Source organism: Nocardiopsis sp. NPDC101807, assembly GCF_044766605.1.
GTDB classification, from domain to species: domain Bacteria; phylum Actinomycetota; class Actinomycetes; order Streptosporangiales; family Streptosporangiaceae; genus Nocardiopsis; species Nocardiopsis tropica.
The window spans coordinates 444,967-466,807 of record NZ_JBIWMK010000002.1 but is presented as its reverse complement, the minus strand read 5'-3'; the positions used below and the strand labels follow the sequence as shown (position 1 = coordinate 466,807).

At 73.8% G+C, this 21,841-nt stretch carries 24 protein-coding genes; 11 read left to right on the top strand and 13 right to left on the bottom strand.

Annotated elements, in window-relative coordinates; translation table 11 throughout:
* Positions 1-17 precede the first annotated feature (17 nt).
* The 3 genes from ACIRPH_RS07300 to ACIRPH_RS07290 are packed head-to-tail and all read right to left on the bottom strand — an operon-like array spanning position 18 to position 1,941.
* Positions 18-740, bottom strand: a complete 723-nt coding sequence (locus ACIRPH_RS07300) for an alpha/beta fold hydrolase (protein ID WP_402910502.1) — start codon at positions 738-740, stop codon at positions 18-20.
* Positions 741-791: 51 nt separating this feature from the next.
* Positions 792-1,697, bottom strand: coding sequence for an NADP-dependent oxidoreductase (locus ACIRPH_RS07295; protein ID WP_402910499.1), 906 nt, complete (start codon positions 1,695-1,697; stop codon positions 792-794).
* A gap of 52 nt (positions 1,698-1,749) precedes the next feature.
* A complete protein-coding gene (locus ACIRPH_RS07290; RefSeq protein WP_402910496.1) occupies positions 1,750-1,941 on the bottom strand; it encodes a hypothetical protein in 192 nt (63 codons plus the stop codon).
* A gap of 423 nt (positions 1,942-2,364) precedes the next feature.
* Between ACIRPH_RS07290 and ACIRPH_RS07285 the strand changes: the two genes are divergently transcribed.
* Complete coding sequence (locus tag ACIRPH_RS07285) at positions 2,365-3,237, top strand: class I SAM-dependent methyltransferase (protein WP_402910493.1); 873 nt, start codon at positions 2,365-2,367, stop codon at positions 3,235-3,237.
* Positions 3,238-3,345: 108 nt separating this feature from the next.
* Here the strand turns inward: ACIRPH_RS07285 and ACIRPH_RS07280 are convergent, their stop codons facing one another.
* Positions 3,346-4,185, bottom strand: coding sequence for an alpha/beta fold hydrolase (locus ACIRPH_RS07280; RefSeq protein WP_402910491.1), 840 nt, complete (start codon positions 4,183-4,185; stop codon positions 3,346-3,348).
* 390 nt (positions 4,186-4,575) lie between these two features.
* Here ACIRPH_RS07280 and ACIRPH_RS07275 point away from each other — a divergent pair, with 390 nt between their 5' ends.
* From ACIRPH_RS07275 to ACIRPH_RS07255, 5 genes are all read left to right on the top strand, one after another.
* On the top strand, positions 4,576-5,139 hold the full coding sequence (locus tag ACIRPH_RS07275) for a TetR/AcrR family transcriptional regulator (protein WP_402910489.1): 564 nt from the start codon (positions 4,576-4,578) through the stop codon (positions 5,137-5,139).
* A 44-nt stretch (positions 5,140-5,183) separates the two neighbouring features.
* Complete coding sequence (locus tag ACIRPH_RS07270) at positions 5,184-6,689, top strand: MFS transporter (RefSeq protein ID WP_402911641.1); 1,506 nt, start codon at positions 5,184-5,186, stop codon at positions 6,687-6,689.
* A gap of 93 nt (positions 6,690-6,782) precedes the next feature.
* A complete protein-coding gene (locus ACIRPH_RS07265; RefSeq protein ID WP_402910486.1) occupies positions 6,783-7,226 on the top strand; it encodes a hypothetical protein in 444 nt (147 codons plus the stop codon).
* A 16-nt stretch (positions 7,227-7,242) separates the two neighbouring features.
* A complete protein-coding gene (locus ACIRPH_RS07260; protein ID WP_402910483.1) occupies positions 7,243-7,671 on the top strand; it encodes a hypothetical protein in 429 nt (142 codons plus the stop codon).
* An 81-nt stretch (positions 7,672-7,752) separates the two neighbouring features.
* Positions 7,753-8,295 (top strand): MOSC domain-containing protein, encoded by a 543-nt coding sequence (locus ACIRPH_RS07255; RefSeq protein ID WP_402910480.1) that lies wholly within the window; start codon positions 7,753-7,755, stop codon positions 8,293-8,295.
* Positions 8,296-8,369: 74 nt separating this feature from the next.
* Here ACIRPH_RS07255 and ACIRPH_RS07250 read toward each other — a convergent pair whose 3' ends face one another.
* Complete coding sequence (locus tag ACIRPH_RS07250) at positions 8,370-9,242, bottom strand: sigma-70 family RNA polymerase sigma factor (protein WP_402910477.1); 873 nt, start codon at positions 9,240-9,242, stop codon at positions 8,370-8,372.
* A 100-nt stretch (positions 9,243-9,342) separates the two neighbouring features.
* On the opposite strand from ACIRPH_RS07250, the gene ACIRPH_RS07245 reads away from it, so the two are divergent.
* Positions 9,343-10,653 carry an FAD-binding oxidoreductase gene (locus ACIRPH_RS07245; protein ID WP_402910475.1) on the top strand — a complete coding sequence of 437 codons (1,311 nt, stop codon included), beginning with the start codon at positions 9,343-9,345 and terminating at the stop codon, positions 10,651-10,653.
* 205 nt (positions 10,654-10,858) lie between these two features.
* Here ACIRPH_RS07245 and ACIRPH_RS07240 read toward each other — a convergent pair whose 3' ends face one another.
* Together ACIRPH_RS07240 and ACIRPH_RS07235 are read right to left on the bottom strand one after the other, a co-directional pair.
* The gene (locus tag ACIRPH_RS07240) at positions 10,859-11,284 is read right to left on the bottom strand and encodes a DNA-binding protein (RefSeq protein ID WP_402910472.1); all 426 of its coding nucleotides are present in this window, start codon (positions 11,282-11,284) and stop codon (positions 10,859-10,861) included.
* Between the two features lie 181 nt (positions 11,285-11,465).
* Positions 11,466-12,206, bottom strand: a complete 741-nt coding sequence (locus ACIRPH_RS07235; protein WP_402910470.1) for an SDR family oxidoreductase — start codon at positions 12,204-12,206, stop codon at positions 11,466-11,468.
* Positions 12,207-12,432: 226 nt separating this feature from the next.
* Here ACIRPH_RS07235 and ACIRPH_RS07230 point away from each other — a divergent pair, with 226 nt between their 5' ends.
* The 4 genes from ACIRPH_RS07230 to ACIRPH_RS07215 all read left to right on the top strand — a co-directional run bounded on the left by ACIRPH_RS07230 (position 12,433) and on the right by ACIRPH_RS07215 (position 16,107).
* The gene (locus tag ACIRPH_RS07230) at positions 12,433-13,809 is read left to right on the top strand and encodes an FAD-binding oxidoreductase (protein WP_402910467.1); all 1,377 of its coding nucleotides are present in this window, start codon (positions 12,433-12,435) and stop codon (positions 13,807-13,809) included.
* A gap of 112 nt (positions 13,810-13,921) precedes the next feature.
* Entirely contained in the window at positions 13,922-14,524 is a 603-nt protein-coding gene (locus tag ACIRPH_RS07225; RefSeq protein ID WP_402910465.1) for a helix-turn-helix domain-containing protein, read from the top strand.
* Positions 14,525-14,599: 75 nt separating this feature from the next.
* Positions 14,600-15,301 (top strand): hypothetical protein, encoded by a 702-nt coding sequence (locus ACIRPH_RS07220; protein ID WP_402910462.1) that lies wholly within the window; start codon positions 14,600-14,602, stop codon positions 15,299-15,301.
* A 260-nt stretch (positions 15,302-15,561) separates the two neighbouring features.
* A complete protein-coding gene (locus ACIRPH_RS07215; protein WP_402910459.1) occupies positions 15,562-16,107 on the top strand; it encodes a type 1 glutamine amidotransferase domain-containing protein in 546 nt (181 codons plus the stop codon).
* 84 nt (positions 16,108-16,191) lie between these two features.
* Here ACIRPH_RS07215 and ACIRPH_RS07210 read toward each other — a convergent pair whose 3' ends face one another.
* From ACIRPH_RS07210 to ACIRPH_RS07185, 6 genes are all read right to left on the bottom strand, one after another.
* Complete coding sequence (locus tag ACIRPH_RS07210) at positions 16,192-16,305, bottom strand: methionine/alanine import family NSS transporter small subunit (protein ID WP_267950150.1); 114 nt, start codon at positions 16,303-16,305, stop codon at positions 16,192-16,194.
* Complete coding sequence (locus ACIRPH_RS07205) at positions 16,305-17,849, bottom strand: sodium-dependent transporter (protein WP_402910455.1); 1,545 nt, start codon at positions 17,847-17,849, stop codon at positions 16,305-16,307. The genes ACIRPH_RS07210 and ACIRPH_RS07205 overlap by 1 nt, the downstream gene beginning before the upstream one ends.
* A 267-nt stretch (positions 17,850-18,116) precedes the next feature.
* Positions 18,117-19,163 (bottom strand): pirin family protein, encoded by a 1,047-nt coding sequence (locus ACIRPH_RS07200; RefSeq protein WP_402910453.1) that lies wholly within the window; start codon positions 19,161-19,163, stop codon positions 18,117-18,119.
* Positions 19,164-19,227: 64 nt separating this feature from the next.
* Positions 19,228-20,232 carry a DUF2804 domain-containing protein gene (locus tag ACIRPH_RS07195; RefSeq protein WP_402910450.1) on the bottom strand — a complete coding sequence of 335 codons (1,005 nt, stop codon included), beginning with the start codon at positions 20,230-20,232 and terminating at the stop codon, positions 19,228-19,230.
* A gap of 173 nt (positions 20,233-20,405) precedes the next feature.
* A complete protein-coding gene (locus ACIRPH_RS07190; protein WP_402910448.1) occupies positions 20,406-20,924 on the bottom strand; it encodes a hypothetical protein in 519 nt (172 codons plus the stop codon).
* Between the two features lie 257 nt (positions 20,925-21,181).
* Positions 21,182-21,835 (bottom strand): GyrI-like domain-containing protein, encoded by a 654-nt coding sequence (locus ACIRPH_RS07185; RefSeq protein ID WP_402910446.1) that lies wholly within the window; start codon positions 21,833-21,835, stop codon positions 21,182-21,184.
* Positions 21,836-21,841: the final 6 nt, after the last annotated feature.

Here is a 21,841-nt window from a genome sequence, read left to right as displayed (position 1 = left end):
TGGCCCGAGCGCAGGTTTTACACGTGAGCCCAGTGGGCCTCGAGTTCGCGCGCGACATCGGCCGGACGCTCTATCATCGGCCAGTGCGAGCTGCGCAGCTTGAAGACGGCGCGTGCGCGTGTGGCGTTACCGAGCTCGTCGGCGAAGCGGTGGGGAAGAAACGGATCGTCCAGGCCCCAGATCACTAGCGCTGGTGCGGTCACGTTGCTCAAACCCGGCTTCCACTCCGCCCCGACCTCGATCGCCGAACGGTAAAGGGCGAGAATGCTCGCTCTCATAGTGGTATCGAGATGCCGGACCGATTCGTTTGCCGCGTCGCGCGGCATCTGCGCCTCGTTGAGGCTTGCTGCGAACGCCTCGAGGTCGAGGTCCGCCATCCATTGCTCGCCCTCGCCTGGCGTTTGCCAGATCTTGGCAAGATAGTGCCACGGATACTCCGGATCGATCGGTCCGCTGATGCCTGTCCAGGTCCGCACCAGATCTGGTCGGATAGACGCGAGACGGCCCGTGAGCAGAGACCCCCAATCATGACCGACCAGGTCGACGGGTTCGCCGATGTCCTCGATCTTCTTGATAAGCCAATCGAGATACTCTTCTTTCGTCGACGTGAACCTCGCCGGCAGGGGTACGCCAAACCCGGGGAGATCGATCGTCACAATATCTTCGCGTTGAAGATGGGAACGGACGGTGTCCCAAAGCCGGTGGGTGTCAGGTACGCCATGGACGAGGACTGCAGGCATTTGGGGTTCTCCACTTGTTTGTCGTCGTGGTTGAATGGCCGGTCGGCCGAGTCAGGGAAGAAGGATGACTTTGCCGTGGGTGTGGCCCGTGGCGACGAGGCGATGAGCGTCCGCGGCCTCGTCGAGGGGGAAGCTCCGGCCGATGCGTGCGGTCCATGCGCCGGCGGCGATCAGATTCAGGGCCTCCTGGACAGGTCCGCGGTCGCGGTTCCCGCTGCCCCCGGGGCTGAATGCGACGCCGTATTGTGCGGCATCGCGGTCGGCGAGCGTCACGATCCGGTCGGGGCCGCCGAGAAGATCGACGAGGGCGGGAAGGAGCCCCTTGCCGGCGGTGTCGAGCGCGGCGTCGACCCCGCCCGGAGCGGCGGCACGGATGCGATCGACCAGGCCCGGGCCGTGGGCGACAAAGGTCGCTCCGAGACTCCTGACGAAGTCGGCGTTGGCGGTCCCGGCGACGCCGATCACCGTCACACCGCGCTGTCGCGCGAACTGCACGGCGGCGCCGCCCAGAGCACCGCTCGCGCCGGTGACCACGAGCGTATGACCCGGGCGAATGTCCAGGAGCCCGAGAGCCCTCGCCGCGTTGTCGGCGCCGATGACAGTAGCCGCGGCCTCGTCGAAGGAAACGCCGTCGGGGATCGTCGCGAAGTTGCTGCTGACCGTGTACTCGGCGTAGGAGCCCTGGGTGGCGGAGTCCGGCCACCCGGCGACGCGGTCGCCGACCACGCCCTCGTCGACGCCCGGGCCGACCGCCTCGACGACGCCGGCGAACTCGAATCCGATGATGGCGGGAGCACGCAGGCGGAACGCTCCGGCGCGTGCCTGGATCTCCGCCGGGTTCACCCCGGCGGCGTGAATCCGCACCAGTACTTGGCCCGGGCCCGGCACCGGTCGCGGAGCCTCCGCGACCCGCAACACGGAGGGTTCGCCGAACGAGGTGATGACGGCGGCTTTCATGATGGTCCTTCTCATATACGAGGGCTATTTGCTCGCACCGTTCAGAACGGTGTCAGGTCAGGCAGACCGGAGGTTTCTCGCCCTGCGGGCGGTAGTCGGGCCGGGGCCGTTCGAGGCGGATCGATTCCAGCACGGTGTACGCGTGGTACGTGGTCTGGGTGGTGGCTCCTGCCGGCCGTTCCCCCCGGAGTCGGCCGTCGCTCGTCTCCTTCTCGAGGACGTGGCGGGTGGTGTAGTTCGCCATGGAGCTGATCCAGTTCTCGGTACCGACGCGGAGGTGGTCATACGCCGTGAGCCTGCCGCGAGGGCCATGGTGACGAGGGACTGAAGTCATCAACGACTCCCTGATAGGGGGTGGGCCTCAGGAATCCTTCGGCGGGCCCTAACCTATGTCGGCCGCCCGTGCCCGCGGATCGGTCGCCGTATCCGTCACGGCAGTAATGCACGGTGCCGCGAGGTGTGGTGGCGTCACTGCCGGACGCCGGTCCGGGCGGCTTGTTCGACTCGGGCGATGAGACGGCTGTCGTGGGCGGCGTGCGACCGGGCGCGCCGCCGAGTGGCCCTCCCGGCCCCCGCGTCTTGCGCGTCGGGCAGCGCATCGGACCATCGTCTTGCGCAACGGGGAAGGAATCGCGCCTCAGGGGCATGGCCGCCCTACGGTGAAGGCATGAACGAAGCGCACTCGCACACCGCCCACAACGGCGCCCGGCACGAGCACCACCGGGAGCACGACTCCGAGGTCCAGGCGCAGATCCTCGACCTGGACGCCGAGGTCCTCGCCGAGCACACGGCCTCGATCACCGCGTGGCTGCCGCTGGAGGCCGTCCCGCGCCGGATCGTGGACCTGGGCTGCGGCACGGGCGCGGGGACCTTCGCCCTCCTGGAGCGCTTCCCCGACGCGCACGTCACGGCCGTCGACACCTCCGCCGGGCACCTGCGGCGGCTGCGCGAGAAGGCCTGCGCCCGCGGCGTCGAGGAGCGCGTGCGCACCGTGCGCGCCGACCTGGACGCACCCGGGTGGCCCGACCTCGGCTCGCCGGACCTGGTGTGGGCGTCGGCCTCGATGCACCACCTGGCCGACCCCGACCGCGCCCTGCGCAACGTCCGCGACGCGCTCGCGCCCGGCGGCCTCTTCGCCGTCGTCGAGCTGGCCGGGTTCCCGCGCTTCCTGCCCGAGGGCGCCCCGGAGGAGCGTCCGGGCCTGGAGGAGCGCTGCCATGCCGTGGCCGACCGCTCGCACGCCGAGCACCTGCCCCACCGCGGCGCGGACTGGGGTCCGATGCTGGCCGCCGCGGGCTTCACGGTCGAGGGCGAACGCACGGTCCCCGTGGAGGTGGGGGGCTCCCGCGGCGAGGCGGTCGGCGCCTACGCGCTCGGCGGACTGCAACGCATCCGCGCCGCCGTGGCCGCCGGGCTCTCCCCGCAGGACCTGGCCGCGCTCGACCGGCTCCTGGACGCCGACAGCCCGCACAGCATCCTGCGCCGCGAGGACCTGGCGGTGCGCACCGAGCGCACCGTGTGGGCCGCGCGCCGCGCCTGACCCCGGGCCCTCGTCGCGGGGCGGGCGCCGCGGCGGACGCCGGTCCGCCTCCTCGCGCGGGCAGGCGGGTCCGGCCCCCGGCCCGGGCGGACGCCCGGGCCGTCGGGGTCAGGAGCGGAGGAACTCCAGGACGGACCCGGACCGGTCCAGGATCGCGTGCCCGACCCCGGGCAGGACGTGCACGCAGGCGTGCGGCACGCACCTGCGCACGCGGCTCGCGGTTCCCGCGGAGTCGAACATCGCGTCCCTCTCGCCCACGGTCACCTGCACCGGCATCGTCAGGCGGCGCAGGGTGTCGTCGGAGAACACCGGGAGCCGCTCCGTGCGCGGCCGGAACTGCTCGAAGGTCAGGCTGACCTGGTCCAGGGCGGGTCCGGCCGAGAGCGCGTCCAGGCCGGTGGCCACCATCACCGAGCGGCGCCGGCCCCAGCGCCCGAAGGGGCGCAGCAGGAGGGTCGCGAACAGCCATCCCACCTTCTGGGCGCCCACGCCCCCGGGGCACAGCAGTGCCAGGCGGCGCACCCGGTCGGGGCGGTGGGCGGCGTACTCCAGTGCCATCCAGCCGCCCAGGGAGGTGCCGACCACAGCCGTGTCGTCGAGCCCCAGCCCCTCCAGCACGTCGTCGAGCCAGAGCAGGTGGGCGCCCGAGGACAGGGGCGGGCGGGAGGGGGCGCTCAGGCCGGGTTCGCCCACCAGGTCCACGGCGTAGGTGCGGAAGTGTCGCGCCCAGGCGGCCGCGTCCTGGCGCCACATCGTCGCGTTCGCCCCCGAGCCGTGCAGCAGGACCACGGGGGGCGCGTCCGCGGGTCCCGAGGCGAGCACGAAGGTCTCGCCCTGGCGGGTGGGCACCCGCAGGTGGTCGGCGGGGACCGGCCAGGTGCGCAGCTCCTCCTGGTAGCGGCGGCGCAGCTCCTGTTCCCCCGCTTCGGTCTTGTAGATCGCGTTCATGGGTGGGGCGGGTCCTCTCCGGATCGGCCGTCCGTGTCCGTCGGGGCGGGCCCAGGCCGACACAGACGAACATGTGCCTCCAAAGTAAACCAAAATTCCCTAAACGCGGACCAGTTGAGGGAGTTTTGGGGAGCATTAGAGTAGACGGGCGGAGGCCGGTCGCCCCTGTCGTGCTTCTGCGGCCCCGGGGGCGGGCGCACCCCGCGCGGTGGCGCGCCCCGGCCGGGGCGCGGGGGTCGCGCGGTGGCCGGGATCACCCCCGCCGCGGGGCCCCGGGGTCGCGCGGGTTTCCAGTACTCTTGTACATGTACAGATGTACTATTCCTTGTCCGGAGCAGGAGGGACGCGTATGCGCCGCCGGAACGGCCGCGTGCCCGGGACGGGGCGGCGGTGAGCGCCCGACGCGACCCCCGGGGGCGCCGCCGGAGCATCGTCGAGGCCGCCGCCGAGCTGATCGCCGAGAGCGGCGTCTCCGGCCTCACCCACCGCGGCGTCGCCGCGCGCGCCCGTGTGCCGCTGGGCGCCACCACCTACTACTTCGCCACGCTGGACGACCTGAGCACGGCGGCCCTGCAGCACCTGGCCCAGGACACCGACGAGGCCCTGCGCGAGCTGGCCGGGCAGATCGCCCGCGACCGGGGCGACCCGGCCGCCGTGGCCGCACTCCTCCACGACTACCTGCGCCAGGGCCCCCGGGTGCGGGCCGACGCCGAGCTGTACCTGGCCGGGGTGCACCGACCCGACCTGCGCCCGCTGACACTGCGCTGGTTCGAGGGCCTGGTGCGGATCCTGGCCGAGCACACCACCCCCCGGGCCGCGCGGGCGCTGGCCCTGTACGTGGACGGGGCGATGCTGCACGCCCTGACCCACGACGAACCCCTGGACCCGGACGAACTCGCCTTCGCGGTCACCTCCCTGATGGGCCGGACCGCCACCACCGACACGGAGCTGTGATGGGAACCGATCCCGCCCCGACCGCCACCACCGGGAAGGGGCCGATGTCGGCCGCCCGGCGCTGGGCCGCGCTGATGGTGCTCTCCGGCAGCCTCCTCGTGGTGGTCATGGACATGACCATCCTCAACGTGGCCCTGCCGGCGCTCTCGGCCGACCTGAGGCCCACCTCCGGCCAGCAGCTGTGGATCGTGGACGCCTACTCCCTGGTGCTGGCCGGGCTCCTGGTGACGATGAGCGCCCTGAGCGACCGGTGGGGCCGCAAGAGGATGCTGCTGGCCGGCTTCGCGGTCTTCGGGGGCGCCTCGCTCGCGGTGCTGGCGGCCGACAGCCCCGGCACCGTGATCGCGGTGCGCGTCCTGCTGGGCGTGGGCGGGGCGATGATCATGCCCACCACCCTGTCGATGATCCGCACCGTGTTCCCCGACCCCCGCGAGCGCGCCACCGCGCTGGGGATCTGGGCGGCCATCGCGTCGCTGGGCGCGGCGGTGGGCCCCATCGTGAGCGGGCTGCTGCTGGAGCACTTCTCCTGGCACGCGGCGTTCCTGGTCAACGTGCCGTTCATGGCCGCGGGCCTGCTGGCGGGGCTGCTCCTGCTGCCCGAGGCCCGCGACCCGCACCCGGGCAGCTGGGACATGGTGGCGACCGTGCTGTCGATCGTGGGCATGGTCGCGCTGGTGTGGGGCATCAAGCAGTTCAGCAAGGCCGGGATCCTGGACCCCTCGGCGCTGCTGGCGTTCGCCCTGGGCGCGCTGGTGCTGGGCTGGTTCGTGGTGCGCTGCCTCAGGCGACCGGACCCGCTGCTGGAGGTGCGGCTGTTCTCCTCCCCGGCCTTCACCGCGGGGACCGTGGCCGCGCTGGCCTCCATGTTCGCCATGGCGGCGATGCTGCTCCTGGTCGCCCAGTGGCTCCAGCTCGTGGAGGGGCACTCGCCCCTGCAGGCGGGGGTGCGGCTGCTGCCGATGGCGCTGGGCGCCGCGGTGGCCTCGCCGCTGGCGCCGGCGCTGGCCCGGCGCCTGGGGAGCCGCGCAGTGCTGGCGGGCGGTCTGTTCGTGGCCGCGCTGGGGTTCGTGCTGGTGTTCGCCCTGCCGGGGCCGCTGTCCTACCCGGTGGTCATGGTCGCCCTCGTCCTGCTCGGGACGGGTTCGGGCTCCCTGGCGATCGCCTCGGCCGTCATCATGTCCAGCACCCCGCAGGCGAAGGCGGGCAACGCCGCCGCCATCGAGGAGACCTCCTACGACCTGGGCAACGTCCTGGGGGTGGCCGTCCTGGGCAGTGCCGCCGCGGCGGTCTACCGGGCGGAGCTGCCCGTGGGGGTCCTCACCGGCACCGGCCTGGGCGAGCAGACGGTGCTGGACGCCCAGGAGTCGCTCGGGGGAGCCCTCGACATCGCCGCCGAGACCGGCTCCGCCGAGCTCGCCGCGCTGGCCCGGGCGGCCTTCAGCGAGTCGCTGACACAGATCAGTCTGGTCGGCGGCCTCGCGCTGCTGGCCGCCGCGGTGGCCGTGTTCGTGCTCACGCCCAGGTCGCTGGACGTCTCCCAGGGGCACTGAGCGCGGGCCGGGGGCCGGATCGGGGCCGAAGGCCGGAACCGGGCCTGTGGACAACCCGTTCCGGCCGCCTCCGACCCCGCATACTCCGTAGGTATGGACTCCCACAAGGTCCGGGCCCTCCTCGACCCGCTCCTGGACGGCGCCCCCGGCGACCTGCACACCCTCACCCTCCTCACCACCTCCTCCGCCTACACCTGCCTGCGGCGCCACCTCGGCGTGCTCAGCGTCGAGCACCCCGAGGTGGTCGACGCCCTGGGCGCGGCCCTCCTGGACGGCGTCCCCGGGACGGCCGTGCTGCGCACCTTCACCGACCGCACCTCCCACACCCTGCCCGACGGCCGCGCCGTGCCCCTCAAGAGCGTGTGCGGGTGGCGGCTCGAGGCGGGAGGGCTCCACCCGCTGGACGCGCGGGGCGTCGCCGCGGTCGCCCGTACCGACGCCCTCACCGGTCGGCGGCTGCCGCCCGAGCGCGGGGTCGGGTACGCCGACGCCTGGCCCGTGGACCTGGCCCGCTTCCACGCCCCGACCAGGAGGTGAGGGGCGCGGGGCGGCGGTGCGGGCCCGGTCGGGGCTCCTGGACGAGGACGGCGAGCCGGTGAACCGGTGGTGGTTTGTGTTCGCCGACGACCGGGCACGGCAGGTGTACCCGGACTGGGACCGCGTCGCGGACGAGCGGATCGCCGAGCTCAGGGCCGAGAGCTCGCTCGACGACCCCTTTCTCGCACACCTGGTGGAGGAGTTGGAGATCGTGGGCGGCGCTCCCTTCACCGACCGGCTCGCGGCGGCGCCCGCCGCGCCCCGGCGCACCGGCCTCGAACGCCTGGTGCACCCGGAGGCGGGCGAGCTGCGGTTGTCCTACGAGAGCCTGGACTCGGGGGGCCAGCGCCTGGTGGTCTACCTCCCCGCCGACGAGGGGACCGCCGCGGCCCTGGACCGCCTCACCCTGCACGGTCCGGTGGCCCTGCGGGCGGTGTCCGGGTAGCGCCTCCGGGCGCCCCGGCACGGGGCCGCACCCGGTGGCAGGGCCGTGGGGCCCTGGCAGCCCAGAGAGAGGACTGAGCCCATGGGCCCGGTCGTGGAATCGGTGAGCAGCAGCTCCGCGCACGCCTTCAGCAAGGACGTCCTTCCCAGGATCCGGCTCCTGGCCGGGCTGGGTGTGGAGGGCGACGCCCACATGGGCGCCACCGTCAAGCACCGGTCCAGGGTGGCCGTCGACCCCGCCCGGCCCAACCTGCGCCAGGTGCACCTGATCCACGCCGAGCTGCTGGCGGAGCTGGCCGAGGACGGTTTCGCCGTCGCCCCCGGGCAGCTGGGGGAGAACGTCACCACGCGCGGACTGGACCTGCTCGCCCTGTCCACCGGGACCGTCCTGCGCTTCGGCGGCCGCGCCCGGGTGGAGGTCACCGGGTTGCGCAATCCGTGCCTGCAGATCGACGGGTTCGCCGGGGGCCTGCTCAAGCGGCTGGTCCACCACGAGGGGGACGGGTCCGTCGTGCGCCGGGCCGGGGTGATGGGGGTCGTCCTGGAGGGAGGCCCCGTGGAGGCGGGCATGCCTGTCCGGGTGAGCGCGCCCGCAGGGGGGCACCGCCCCCTCGTGCCGGTCTGAGGAGGGCCCGTTCCCGCCCCTGGTGGCCGGGGCGGGAACGGGGGGGGGCGGTCCCGCCGTGGGGGCCCGCGGGGTCAGGCCAGCCCGGCCAGGAGTTCGGGTTCGTAGAGGACGTCGAACCCGGTGATGCGGTCCTCGTGCACCGTGAACGCCAGTGCGGCATAGGGCCGCCCGTCCTTGAGGGAGACGAACCCGGGAAGGCCGCGGACCAGTGCCGGGCGCGCCTGCTCCGCCAGCCGCGCGAAGGTGATGGCCTGGGAGGCCACGGCCCGCGCGCCCCGGGTCTCGGCGGGGACGCCGGCGAGTCTGGCGGCGGTGTCGGGGCGGACGACCACGTCGGGGGCCAGGACCCGCAGGAGCGCCTCGAAGTCGCCTCCGCGTGCCGCGGCGAGGAAGGCGGCCACCACCTCCCGGCGGCGTGCCAGGTCGGTGCGGCCGTCGGCGCCGCCCCCGCGGACCCTGCGCCGGGCCCGGCTGGCCAGCTGCCGGGTGGCGGCGGGGCTGCGCTCGACGACGGGGGCGATCTCCTCGAAGGGCAGGGCGAACATGTCGTGCAGCACGAACGCCAGCCGTTCGGCGGGGGAGAGGGTGTCCAGGACCACCATGAGCGCCGTGCCGACGGTGTCGGAGAGGACCGCCTGGTGCTCGGGGTCGGTGTCCGGGGCTGGTGCTGCGGCGGGTGCGGGTTCGGGCAGGTCCTCGCCGGCGGGGTCCTCGCGGCGCGCCGAACGGGATCTGAGCAGGTCCAGGCACACGCGGCCGGTGACCGTGGTCAGCCAGGCCGCGAGGTTGTCGATCTGCGAGGCGTCCGTGCGGCTCAGCTTCAGCCAGGTCTCCTGGACGGCGTCCTCGGCCTCGGCGCGGGAACCGAGCATGCGGTGGGCGATGGAGTGCAGCAGCCCGCGGTGTTCGTGGAAACGGGCGGCGAGGGATTCTGCGGTGTTCACCGGTCACATTCTTCCGTGCAGGTTCGTCGTGGTTCCGACGCTTGTTGATGCTGACGTTTTCGGGTCAGCCGGTGTGACCGATGTCGACGGAGGATGACGCATGAGTGACCTGGGCGATCTGCGCGGGATGCTGCGGGGCCGGGTGCTGGTGGCGGGCGAGGAGGGCTTCGAGGCCGCCGCCCGGCCCTGGAACCTGGCGATCGAGCAGCCGGTGGCGGCGGTGGTGGAGGCCGCCGGTGCGGACGACGTGTCCGCGCTGGTCCGCCACGCCCGCCGGTGCGGGCTGACGGTGGCGGTGCAGCCCACCGGGCACGGCGCCTCGGGTGCGGTGGAGGGTGTGGTGCTGCTGCGCACCGGGGCCCTGGACGGGGTGGAGGTGGACCCGGTCCGGCGCACCGCCCGTGTGGGGGCGGGTGTGGCCTGGGGGCGGGTGCAGGAGGCCGCCGCCGCGTACGGTCTGACCGGGCTGCCGGGCAGTTCTCCGGTGGTGGGGGTGGTGGGGTACACGCTGGGCGGCGGTCTGAGCTGGTTCGGCCGGCGCCACGGGTGGGCGGCCGACGGTGTGAGGGCGTTCGAGGTGGTGGACGCCGGGGGCGGGCGGGCCCGGGTGGACGCGGCGTCGGACCCGGACCTGTTCTGGGCGCTGCGCGGGGGCGGAGGGGACTTCGCCGTGGTCACCTCCGTGGAGTTCGACCTGTACCCGGCGCCGGAGCTGTACGGAGGCCGGGTGGTGTGGCCGGCCTCGGCGGCGGCGCGGGTGATGGAGGCTTTCGCCGAGGTCGTGTCCGGGGCGCCGGAGGAGTTGACGGTGTGGGCGAACCTCCAGCAGATCCCGGGGCTGGATCCGACGGTGTCGGTGGACGTCACCTTCCTGGGCGGGGAGGAGCGGGCGCGCAAGCTGCTGCGGCCGTTGGAGGCGGTGGGCGCGCCGCTGCGGGACGGGCGCGGGACGATGTCGTCGGCGGCGCTGGGGTCGATCACCGCCGAGCCCACCGCCCCCTCGCCGGGGATGGCGCGTGCGGAGCTGCTGAGGGGGTGGGACGGGGACGCGGTGCGGGCTCTGGTGGAGGAGCCGCCGGCGCCCCTGCTGGGGGTGCAGGTGCGGCACCTGGGCGGCGCCCTGGCGCGGGAGTCGGCCACCCCGTTCGGTGCGGTGGAGGAGCCGTACTACGTGTACGCGCTGGGGGTTCCCGTCTCCGCGCGGGCGGCGCAGGGGATCCGGGAGCGCCTGGGGCGGCTGGTGGCGGACCTGGGGCCGCTCGTGAGCGGACGCAAGCCGCTGACGGCGCTGGCCCCGGGGGAGTCGGTGGCCGACGTGTTCGGGCCGGAGGCGTTGGCGCGGCTGCGGCGGATCAAGCGCGAGCGCGACCCGCACGGTGTGGTGCGGTCCAACTATCCGGTGGGCGGCTGAGGGCCGCGGGGGGGCGGGCGCGCGGGCGGCCCCCCCCCCGGGGGGGGGGGGGGGGGGGGGGGGGGGCGCTGGGGCGGGCGGGGGTGGCCGGGCGGGGGGGGATCACGGGCGCGCGCGACCCGCAGGGTTTGGAGCGGCCCCACTCGCGGGGGGGGGGCGGGGGGCGGGGGGGGGCCGGCCGCGCGGCCGGCCCCCCGCGGTGCGGTCAGGGGTCGGTGCGCTGGGAGAGCCGTTCGTGGCGCTGGCGGGCGGCCTGGGCGGAGCCGAGGCCCAGCCCGAAGGCGATCTCCTGCCAGGTCATGCCGCGGCCCTTGGACATCTGGAGCAGGCCGGCCTCCAGCTGGTCGAACTCCGCGCGGGCCCAGGGCACCAGGGTCAGGGCGGCGGTGAGGTCGTCCTGGTCGACGGGGGGTTCGCCGTCCTGGGGCAGGGCGCTGCCGGCGGCGAGGTCGGCGACGCGGCGCAGGGCGTCGAAGGGCTGCATGGGCATGCGCTGCTCGTCCCAGCGCGTGCGGTGCTCGCCGGCGGCGTGGCGTTCGGTGATGCGCAGGAGCGCCTGGTGGGTGCGCAGGCGCTGGGCGTTGCGGGCGTCGGGCCGGGTGAAGGCGTCGTCGCGTTCTTGCTCGGTCATGTGCCCAGCATGGTGTTTGAACAAGTTGTTGTCAACTAAACTTTTTCAACCAGGCGTTCAAGTCGGGGGAGCGGACCGCGGCGGGCCCAGGGGCGGCACCGCCCCTTTCGGGCTCACGTGGTTCGCCCCCGGGGCCGTTCCGGGGCGGGCGGCCGGGGCGATCGCCGCGCGGTCCCGGCCCTCAGCGGGCCAGGTACTCCGCGAAGGTGGTCCTGCCGACCGCCCTGTCCGGAGCCAGGTGGCCTCCCGCCCGGTAGGCGGCGAAGGTCCTGCCCGGCAGGCGCACGGGCACGGGCCGCCGGCGCAGCCCCTCCGCCTCCAGGTAGGCGCGGACCAGGCCGCGGAAGGATTCCACGCGCGGTCCGCCCATGTCGGGGGCGCGGCCCGCCGGGTCCCCCTCCGCCAGGCGGGCCAGGCGGGAGGCGACCTCGGCGCTGTCGACCGGCTGCGCCTCCACGTCCGGGAACGGCATGAGCGGTGAGCGGGCCGCGCCCGCGCAGATCCGCCGGACCAGGGTGTGGAACTGGGTGGCGCGCAGCACCGTCCAGCCCAGGCCGGAGCCCTCCAGGGCCCGCTCGACCAGCAGCTTGTCCCTGTAGTAGCCCAGGGGCACGCGGTCCACGCCGACGATCGAGACGTAGACCACGTGCGCCGTGCCCGCCGCGCGCACCTCGCGGATGAGGTGGGTGGCGGCCTCGACGTCGCCGCCCGCGGGGTTGGTGGCGCAGTGGACCACCGTGTCGACCCCCTCCAGGGCCCGGCCCAGGCCGGAGCCGGTGCGCAGGTCGACGCCGACGGCGTCGGGGTCCGCGGGGTCGGGGCGGCGGCTCAGGGGGCGCACGCCGTGCCCCGCCCGGCGCAGGTGCTCCACGACGGGACGGCCGAGGGTTCCGGTACCGCCTGTGACCAGCACTGTCTTCATGGTGGCTCCCTCTGTGGCCGGTGGGGACGACGCTAACACCGCAGCAGGGTCGTACGTGTGCTTTCGCGGTGGTTCGTCGCGGTGTGTGTTCCGGCCGCCGCAGGGTTCCGCCGGACCGCTCGGCCGGTTGTCCGGGGGACGGGCGACCTGCGGGGAAGGCGCGGCGTTAGGGTGCTGGCAGCGTCGGCGCAGCGGGCGGCGGCGCGAAGCGGTGAGGAGTGTGCCCATGTCCGGGATCGCCGAGAGGCTGAGGGCAGCGGTCGGGGAGGAGCAGGTCGTCACCGACCCCGCGATCATGGAGGGCTACTCCCACGACGAGGCCGAATGGGCCCCCTACGGGCGCCCCGCCGCCGTGGTGCGCCCCCGCGCCACCGCCGACGTGTCGGCCACGGTCGCCCTGTGCGCCGAACTGGGGGTCCCGGTGGTCGCGCGCGGCGCGGGCACGGGGCTGTCGGGGGCGGCCAACGCCGTGGACGGCTGGGTGGTGGTCTCCTTCGAGCGCATGAACCGCGTGCTGGAGGTCGACCCGGTCCAGCAGACCGCGACGGTGCAGCCCGGCGTCGTCAACGACGACCTGCGCGAGCGGGTGGCCCGGGACGGCCTGTGGTACCCGCCCGACCCCGCCTCCGCGCCCTGGTCCACCATCGGCGGGAACGTGGCGACCAACGCGGGCGGGCTGTGCTGCGTCAAGTACGGGGTCACCCGCGACTACGTGCTGGGCATGGAGGCGGTCATGGGGTCGGGGGAGGTGGTGCGGCTGGGCCGCGTCACCGCCAAGGGCGTGACCGGATACGACCTGTGCGGGCTGATGGTCGGGTCGGAGGGCACCCTGGGCCTGGTCACCGAGGTGACGCTGCGGATGCGGCCCCTGCGCACCGGGACCGAGCACACGGTGGTCGGCTACTTCGACTCCCTCACCGACGCCGGGCGCGCCGTGGCCGCCGTCTCGGCGGCGGGGGTGGTCCCCTCGGCGATGGAGCTCATCGACCGGTTCTGCCTCCAGGCGGTCGACGCCTGGAAGAACATGGGGCTGTCCGCCGAGGGCGAGGTGCTCCTGCTGGCGCGCAGCGACCAGCCGGGCGCGGCCGGGGAGGAGGAGGCCGAGCGCATCCTGTCCTGCTTCCGGGGCGAGGGCGCGGTGTACGCGGTGCGCTCCACCGACCAGGAGGAGTCCGAGGCGCTGTTCGAGGCCCGCCGACTGGCCTACCCGGCCCTGGAGCGGCTCGGTCCGCTGCTGACCGAGGACATGTGCGTGCCCAAGGCGAAGCTGCCGGTGATGCTGGCGAGGATCGAGGCCGCCGCCGAGCGGTTCGACACACGGATCGGCAACATCGCCCACGCGGGCGACGGCAACCTGCACCCGCTGTTCATCGTCCCCGCCGGCGACGAGGCGGCCAAGAAGCGCGCGCAGGAGGCCTTCGAGGTGATCGTGGACGAGGCCCTGGCCCTGGGAGGGACGGTCACGGGCGAGCACGGTGTGGGGTTGTTGAAGATGCGGGGCGCGGCACGGGAGATGGGGCCGGAGGTGGTGCGGATGCACCACGCGGTCAAGAACGCCCTCGACCCGCGGGGGATCTTCAACCCGGGCAAGGTGTTCGCCTGACTCTCGGGGCCGGGCGGCGCGGGTGCGCGCGTCCTGCCCGGCCCGGGGGCGCTCCGGCCCCTGGCGGGCGGTCGGGGCCTCCCCGGGGGCCGCACTGTGGCAGATTGTGGTCATGGACGACGAACTCGCGCCGACCCTGGCCGCGGTCGGGCCCCGCCTTCGCGCCCTGCGCCGTGAACGCGGGGCGACCCTCTCCCAGCTGTCGGACGCCACCGGGATCTCGGTGAGCACCCTGTCGCGCCTGGAGGCCGGCCGCCGGCGCCCCACCCTGGAACTGCTGCTCGCGCTGGCCCGCGCGCACGGCGTGCCCCTGGACGAGCTCGTGGGGGAGGACCCCGCGGCCGACCCGCGCGTGCGGCGCAGCTCCTTCGTCCGCAACGGGATCACGTTCGTGCCGCTGACCCGCAAGCCCGGGGGGCTGCAGGCCTTCAAGGTCACCTATCCGCCGCCCCAGGGGCACACCGAGATCGAGCAGCGCACCCACGAGGGCTACGAGTGGCTGTACGTCCTGAGCGGGCGCCTGCGCCTGGTCCTGGGCGACCACGACATGGTGCTCTCGCCCGGGGAGGTCGCCGAGTTCGACACACGCCTGCCGCACGCCTTCGCCAACCCCGGCCCCGAGCCGGTGGAGTACCTGGGCCTGTTCGGCCCCCAGGGGGAGCGCGCCCACGTGCGGGTGCGCCCGCGCACCAGGGAATCCGCCGGCAAGGAGTGAGCGGGAAAGGGGAACCGGCCCGGTGGTGAGCGGCGTCTCACCGTGGGAGAGCCGCACCCGGATGAGGAGTTCCCCTTGGACGTCGCCCTACTGGTCCTGGCCGTCACGGTCGCTGTGGTCGCCGCGGTCGGCGCCCTGGTGTTCGCGGGCTCGGCCGCCGAGCGCCGGCGTGCGAAAGCCCTGGCCGCCTGGGCCGAACGCGAGGGGTGGCGCTACGACCGGGAGCGACCGGAGCTGGTGGACCGCTTCTCGGGGGACCCGTTCGTGCGGGGCCGTTCCGACGCCAGGGCCACGCACGTGCTGTGCACGGAGCTGCGCGGACACCGCGTCCTGGCCTTCGAGTACCGCTACTCCACCTCCCACCACGACGGACGCCAGACCAGGACCGACACCCATACGCACACCGTCGTCGTGCTCCCGGTCCCGTCCGGCGCGCCCGTGCTGGAGCTGCGGGAGGAGGCGTTGGGGCACGCGGTGCTGGGGCCGCTGGGGGTCCACGACCTGAGGCTGGGCGATACGGCGTTCGACTCCCTCTTCCACGTCGCCGCCTCCGACGACGGCTTCGCCCGCGCCGTCCTGGACGAGGACGTGCGGACGTGGCTGGCCGGCGCCGGCGCGGCGGCCGTCCCGTTCCGCATCCACGGCGACCGCCTGCTGTGCTGGGACCACCGGGAGCTGGACGCCGAACGGGTCCGCGCCTCGGCCCGGACCATGGTCGGGCTGCTGGAGCGGATCCCCGCCTCGGCCTGGGAGGGCGCCCCGGAGGTCCGTCCCTGAGGCGGCCGACCCAGGGTGCGGCCGACCCAGGGTGCCGCGCGGGCGCGGAACCGCGCCGCCGCAGGCCCGGTTCCAGGTGCGGGACGTCGTCGAACGCCAGGACCTCGGCCGCCCGTCCGGGCGGCTCCGCGACGGTGCTCCCCCAGCGGCCACGGGGCGCGGTCCGTCCGCGGACGGAAGGTGAGACGTCCCCCCGGAGCGGGTAGGGCGGCCAACGCGGCACCGGAGCGGTGCCGACGACGCGACCCGAGGGGGCAGCCATGGCCGACAGGCTCAACGGACGCAGGATCGCGATTCTGGCCGCGGACGGGGTCGAGCGGGTCGAACTCGTCCGCCCGCGCGAGGCGCTGCGCGAGGAGGGCGCGAGCACCGACCTGGTCTCGCTGGGCGAGGGGGAGATCCAGTCGATGAACGGCGACATCGAACCCTCCGAGCGGTTCGCCGTGGACCGCGTGGTCTCCGAGGCCGCGGTGGAGGACTACGACGCCCTGGTGGTCCCGGGAGGGACCGTCAACCCGGACAACCTGCGCCTGGACGCGGACGCCGTGGGGTTCGTGCGCGACTTCGTCGCGGCGGGCAAGCCGGTGGCGGCGATCTGCCACGGGCCGTGGATCCTGGTGGAGGCCGACGTGGTGCGGGGGCGCACGGTGACCTCCTACCCCAGCATCCGCACCGACATCCGCAACGCCGGCGGGGTCGTGGTGGACGAGGAGGTGGTCACCGACCACGGGGTCACCACCAGCCGCAACCCCGACGACCTGCCCGCGTTCTGCGAGCGCATCGTGCGGGAGTTCGCCCAGGGGTGAGGCGCGCACCGGCGCGGCGCGAACGACGGGCGGGGCGGCGGATGCTCCCGGCATCCACCGCCCCGCCCGCCGTCTGCCCGGCGCCTACTCCGGCCCGGACTCGTCGGGGTGGCGCCGCAGGTGGACGACGGCCGCGACGAGGCCGCCCCAGAGCACGGCGATGGAGACGACCATCATGACGATCGCGCTGGTGGACATCAGCTGTCACCTTCCTTGGCGGTCAGGGCGGCCTCGGCCGCGTCCTCGCGGGCGATGGCGTCGGCGCGCTTCCAGGGGAACAGGGAGACGACGATCCCGAAGACGAGGGCGCCGATGGCCACGCCCCAGCCCGCGGAGAGCAGGAACCCGGTGGAGTAGCCCGCGTAGTTCTCCGTGAGCTCGACGCGCAGGCTGTCCCACATCATGAAGCCGAGCAGGACCGGGGTGATCCCGCCCAGCACGACCTTCCACCAGGTGCCCAGGTGGATGGAGGACACCTCGTTGGCGTGCCGCTGGAACATCGGCAGCCGGCGCAGGACCCATCCGAAGACGACGAGCATCGCCAGGGCGGCCAGGACGATGCCGTACTGGTTGATGAAGTGGTCGAACACGTCCAGGTAGTGCAGGCCCTGGTGGGTGGGGAAGATCAGGATGGACACCAGGGCGATGATGCCGCCGACCAGGAAGACGGACTGCAGGCGGCCCAGGCCGACCCTGTCCTGGACGGCGGAGACGACGACCTGGACGATGCTGATCAGGGAGGTCAGCCCGGCGATCATCAGCGAGGCGAAGAAGAGCACGCCGAACAGCTCCCCGCCGAAGGGCAGGGTGGAGATGATCTGCGGGAAGGCGATGAAGGCCAGCCCGATGCCCGAGGTGGCGACCTCGTCGACCGCGGTTCCGGCGGCGGTGGCCATGAAGCCCAGCGCCGCGAACACGCCGATGCCCGCGAGCAGCTCGAAGGAGCTGTTGGCGAAGCCCGCGACCATGGCCGAGCCGGTCAGTTCGGCCTTGCGCTTGAGGTAGGAGGCGTAGGTGACCATAATGCCGAACCCGATGGACAGCGAGAAGAAGATCTGTCCGTAGGCCGCCACCCACACGCTGCCGTCGAGCATGGCGTTCCAGTCGGGGGTGAACAGGGCGTCCAGGCCGGCGACGGCGCCGTCCAGGGTGAGCGCCTGCACCACCAGGACGAGGAACAGGACCACCAGCAGCGGGATGAAAACCTTGTTGGCCTTCTCGATGCCGTTGCGCACGCCCAGGGCCAGGATGGCCAGCACCACGACCCACACGCCGACCAGCGGCCATGCCACCGCGGGCACGTACCCGGTGATCCCGCCGGGGGCCTCGCTCATCTGGAGGTAGTCGCCGAAGAAGAACCCGTTGGGGTCGTCCCCCCAGGCGCCGGTGACCGAGAAGTAGATGTACGAGGCGCTCCAGGCGATGATCGCGCCGTAGAAGATGGCGATGACGAAGCAGATCGCCACCTGCCACCAGCCGATGGCCTCGGCGGGCCGGGAGATCCGTCTGTAGGACAGGGGGGCGGAGGACCGGTACCGGTGGCCGATCGAGTACTCCAGGATCAGGAGTGGGATACCGGCGGTGAGCAGGGCCACCAGGTAGGGCAGCATGAACGCCCCACCGCCGTTCTCGTAGGCGATGTAGGGGAATCGCCAGATGTTCCCGAGTCCGACGGCGGATCCGATCGCCGCCATCAGGAATCCCGCGCGCGTCCCCCACTGCTCGCGAGGCTGTTGGGCCATGTTCAGGCCTCCTAAATCATCCCGTAGTTCGCGAACCGCACCGTAGCAGGAGTTGGTCCAGGCGGCATCGTTGGGACATTTCGCCTCGCCGCATGTCGTGCAGAAATACGGTTTTCGTATCACTTCGTCCAGGTATGGACGTACCCCGCGCGTGTGTCAAGGAACACTGGACGCCTCTCTTCAGCCGCGCTTGCACACGCGTGTGGCGGCGCCCCCGGGGTATCGGGGCGCCGCCACAGGTCCTGCCGCGCGGGGCCTGGAGGGGTGTCAGGGGCGGTGGCGGGGCCTGGGCCGCAGACGGGCGTTGGGCAGGTCGGGCGCGGGCAGCGCCGCGCCCCCGTCACCGGCCACCGCGGGGAAGCGGGATCCGGGCGCGGGGGCCTCGCGGCCCTGTTCCCAGGCCGTGCGCGCCCGGACGATCTCGTCGTGGTCGCGCCCGACGAAGTTCCACCACATCACCAGGTCCTCGGCGAAGGGCTCGCCGCCGATGACCAGCAGGTGGGCGCGCTCCTCGGCGTGCAGGACGGCGTGGTCGCGGCCCTGCCCCAGGTAGAGCAGGGACCCCGCCCCGACCCGGTGCCCGAGGGTGTGCACGGTCGCGTCCAGTGCCAGCACGCCGTGCTCGAACCCCGGGTCCAGGGGCATGCGCACGCGGGCGCCGGGCTCCAGCACCAGTTCGGCGCCCATGAGCGGGGTGTAGGTGCGGGCGGGGGAGCGGCGACCCTCCACCTCGCCCATGATCACCGTGACCCTCGCCCCCCGCGCCGGCGGTTCCGCGGGGGCCCCGTCGGCCCGGTCCAGGCGCGGGAGGTCCAGGACGGGCAGGTCGGCGTGGTGCTCGAAGTGCGGGTCGCCCTCGCGGTCGGCCCCGGGCAGCGCCACCCACAGCTGGGCGCCGTGCAGGTCGCGGGGGGCGTCGGCGGGGGTGCGCTCGGAGTGGGCGATGCCGTGCCCGGCGGTCATGAGGTTGAGCTGGCCGGGGCGGACCAGCTGGTCGGATCCGACGCTGTCGCGGTGGTGGACCGACCCCCTCACCAGCCAGCTGACGGTCTGGAGGCCGATGTGGGGGTGCGGCGGCACCTGCATGCCGGCGCCCGCGGAGACGTCCGTGGGTCCGTAGGCGTCGGCGAAGCACCAGGCGCCGACCATGCGGCGGTTCTTGCCCGGCAGGGCCCGGCGGACCAGCATCGCGCGGGGCCCGCCCAGGGGGACCTCGCGTGGTTCGAGGAGTTCGGTGTCCGGGGCGGGGAGGGCGGTGCCGACCTCTCCGGCGCACACGCGCTCTTCGGCGGGGTGGGGTTCGAGATTGCTCACCCTGCCGAAAATAGCCGAGGCGGCGCCGGCGCGCGTACCGCCGGGGGCCGGGGCCGTACCCGTGTCACCAGCGCATGTGCACGTGTTCGGCGAATCCGAAGAGGCCGTCCACGGCCACCGGGTGGCCGTCGTCGTTGTGCACGGTGCCGGTGTAGTGGCCGAAGCACTGGTGGGTGTCGTTGACGAGGACGCCGGCGTCGGTGCGGTCGACCCGCTCGTGGAAGGGGGTGAAGACGAGGTCGACCTGGTCGGAGCCGGGGGTGCGGATCCACCAGGGGGTGAGGGCGTCGTCGGGGTCGTACTCCCATTCGAGTTCCTCGCCGATCTTGGACAGGCGCCCGTCCACGCACAGGGCGTTCTCGGTCAGGCCGGTGCCCTCGGTCCACCGGCCGCCGAACTGCAGCCCCACCGTGTGGCCGTCGGTGCGGCCGGAGGCCGCGCCCCAGTTCCAGCGGGTGTCGTAGGGCCAGCGGCCGCGCCCGTGGTCGAGCACCCCCCAGCCGCCCCCGAAGTCCAGGACGTCCCCTCCGAGGCGGACCGCGCCCCGGGCGGGGCGTGCGGTGTGCTTGGAGGTGTACTGGAAGCGGTCGGCGCTCCAGGGGATGACCACGCTCATGGTCTCGTGGCCCTGGGGAAGGTCGACGGTGAGGTCGCCGTGGAGCCTGCCCTCGGGGGTGTCGCAGGAGAAGCGGAGCCGCGTCGCGCCGGGCTCCTCCTGGATGAGGGCGCGCACGGGTCCGAGGGCCGCGCCCGTCCCGGCGCCCAGGGTGTCGGGCAGGCGGACGCCGTGGGCGAGCGGCCGCAGGGAGGTGCGGCTCACCTCGCGGCCCCCGTACTCCAGGAGGTACACGCCGACCACTCCGAGGTAGTCGATGTCGGCGACGGTGAGGGCGACCAGGTGGGTGGGGGTGGACACACACCAGTACTCCCACTTCTTGCGGCGGCCCCAGCCGGGGAGCGCGCTCCGGTGCAGGGGGGTGCGCGACCACCCCACGGCGTCGGGTGCGAGGCGGCCGTCGGGGGCGCACAGGTCGACAGGGGCGGTGATCTCCCGCTCGTGTGTTGCCATGCCCGGCAGCATAGGGGGGAGCGGGGCCGCGGGTAAGGGCCCGGCGGGCCAGGTCGGCCGCGGTGCGGCCCGCACGGCCGCCGGGGGCGGCGGGCCGGGAAGGGGCCGGGCGCGAAGGCGCACGCGGGCAGACGGCCTGCCTGCCGCGGACCGGTCCGGGTCCCACACGGGTGTCAGGCCGGCCCCGGACCGTCGCCGAACCTGGTCGCCTGCATGCGCCGTGCGGCTGCGGGCGCATCGCCGGCCGCCTCCCAGTCCTTGGGCCGGAACCCCCGGAAGATGCGCTGGACCGGTGTCCATCCGAGCCAGCGCGGGGCGTCCCAGCCCGGAGGCGCCACGAGGTCCGGGATCTCCAGATAGTGGTCGATCCTGACCCGGTCCCAGGCGTGGACGACCTGGCCGTCGCCGACGCACAGCCCCACATGGCCCCAGTTCCGCCGTCGGCCGAACAACTCTCCGGTGCTGTCGTAGAAGGCGAAGGCGCCGAACGCGGGCGTTCCGGTGTTGTCCCTCACCGCATAGATCTCGGCGGACTCCCCGGCGGAGTCGCCGCCGAAGATCTCCACGCCGTTGGACCGTTCATAGGCGTCCTCCACGAAGGCGAGGCACCGTGAGGTGTAGGCGGTCGATCCGAGACGACGCCGTGCCCAGGCGATGGCGTTGTCGGCACGGACCTGCCAGTCGTGTTCCATGGCTCCCCCGGCTGGGCGAACGGGCGGTTCCGCATGCTAGCGCCGCGCTCGCGGACGGCAAAGGGGTTTTCCGGAGAGGCGGGCCGACCGCTCCCGCCGACGGCATCCGTGCCGTCGGCGCCTCCCGGAACCCGTACGCGGGGGGTGCTTCGGGCTGCGGCGCGGTGGACGACCGGGCGTTGGGGCGGACGGCCCTGTACTGTGCCGACGGCCCGGACGGGTGGGATGCCTCCCCGCACCCGCCCCGCGACCCCTGCCTACCCGCGCCGCTGTGCGGCAGAGCCGCCCCCGGCCTCGGATTCGACCGGTTGTCTGAGGATGGTGCGCAGCTTCTCCGGCGCGGCCCTGCGGAAGTCGCCGAGGTAGATCTCGTGGTGCTTCCCGGCCATGCGCAGCCCGTGGTCCGGGATGAACTCGTGGTGCATCCGCGCCAGGACCTCGGCCTCCCCGTCGAAGGGGCCGACGTGCAGCGTCTGCACGCACCGGCCCTCCGAGAGCCGCTCCAGGCGGACGTCGCCCAGGCGCGCGGGCCCGTTCCCGGCCGCCGCGCGCTCGACGGCGGAGGCGAACATGTCCTGGTCGGTCCAGTCCGGGACCATGATCATCATGGTCCAGTCCCACCGGGACTTGTCACGCGCGGCCGTGAAGGCGTCCATGTCCTCGGCCCACCACAGGCCCTCCAGGGGCATGACGACGTAGTCGCGCCCGAGATCCCGCTTGCTGGCGAACTTCAGCTTGTAGGCCACCGGGTAGAGCGCCCCGACCGCCTCGGCGAAGGCCGGTGAGGTGTTCGGGTCCCCGCGGCCGTCGATCATCAGGTAGTGCAGGTCCGGCACCTCGGCGATCCGGAACCGGCCCCGTGGCGCCCGGTAGGCGTCGAGGGTCTTCTTGAAGTCGGTCTTGTTCGTCATCGTGCA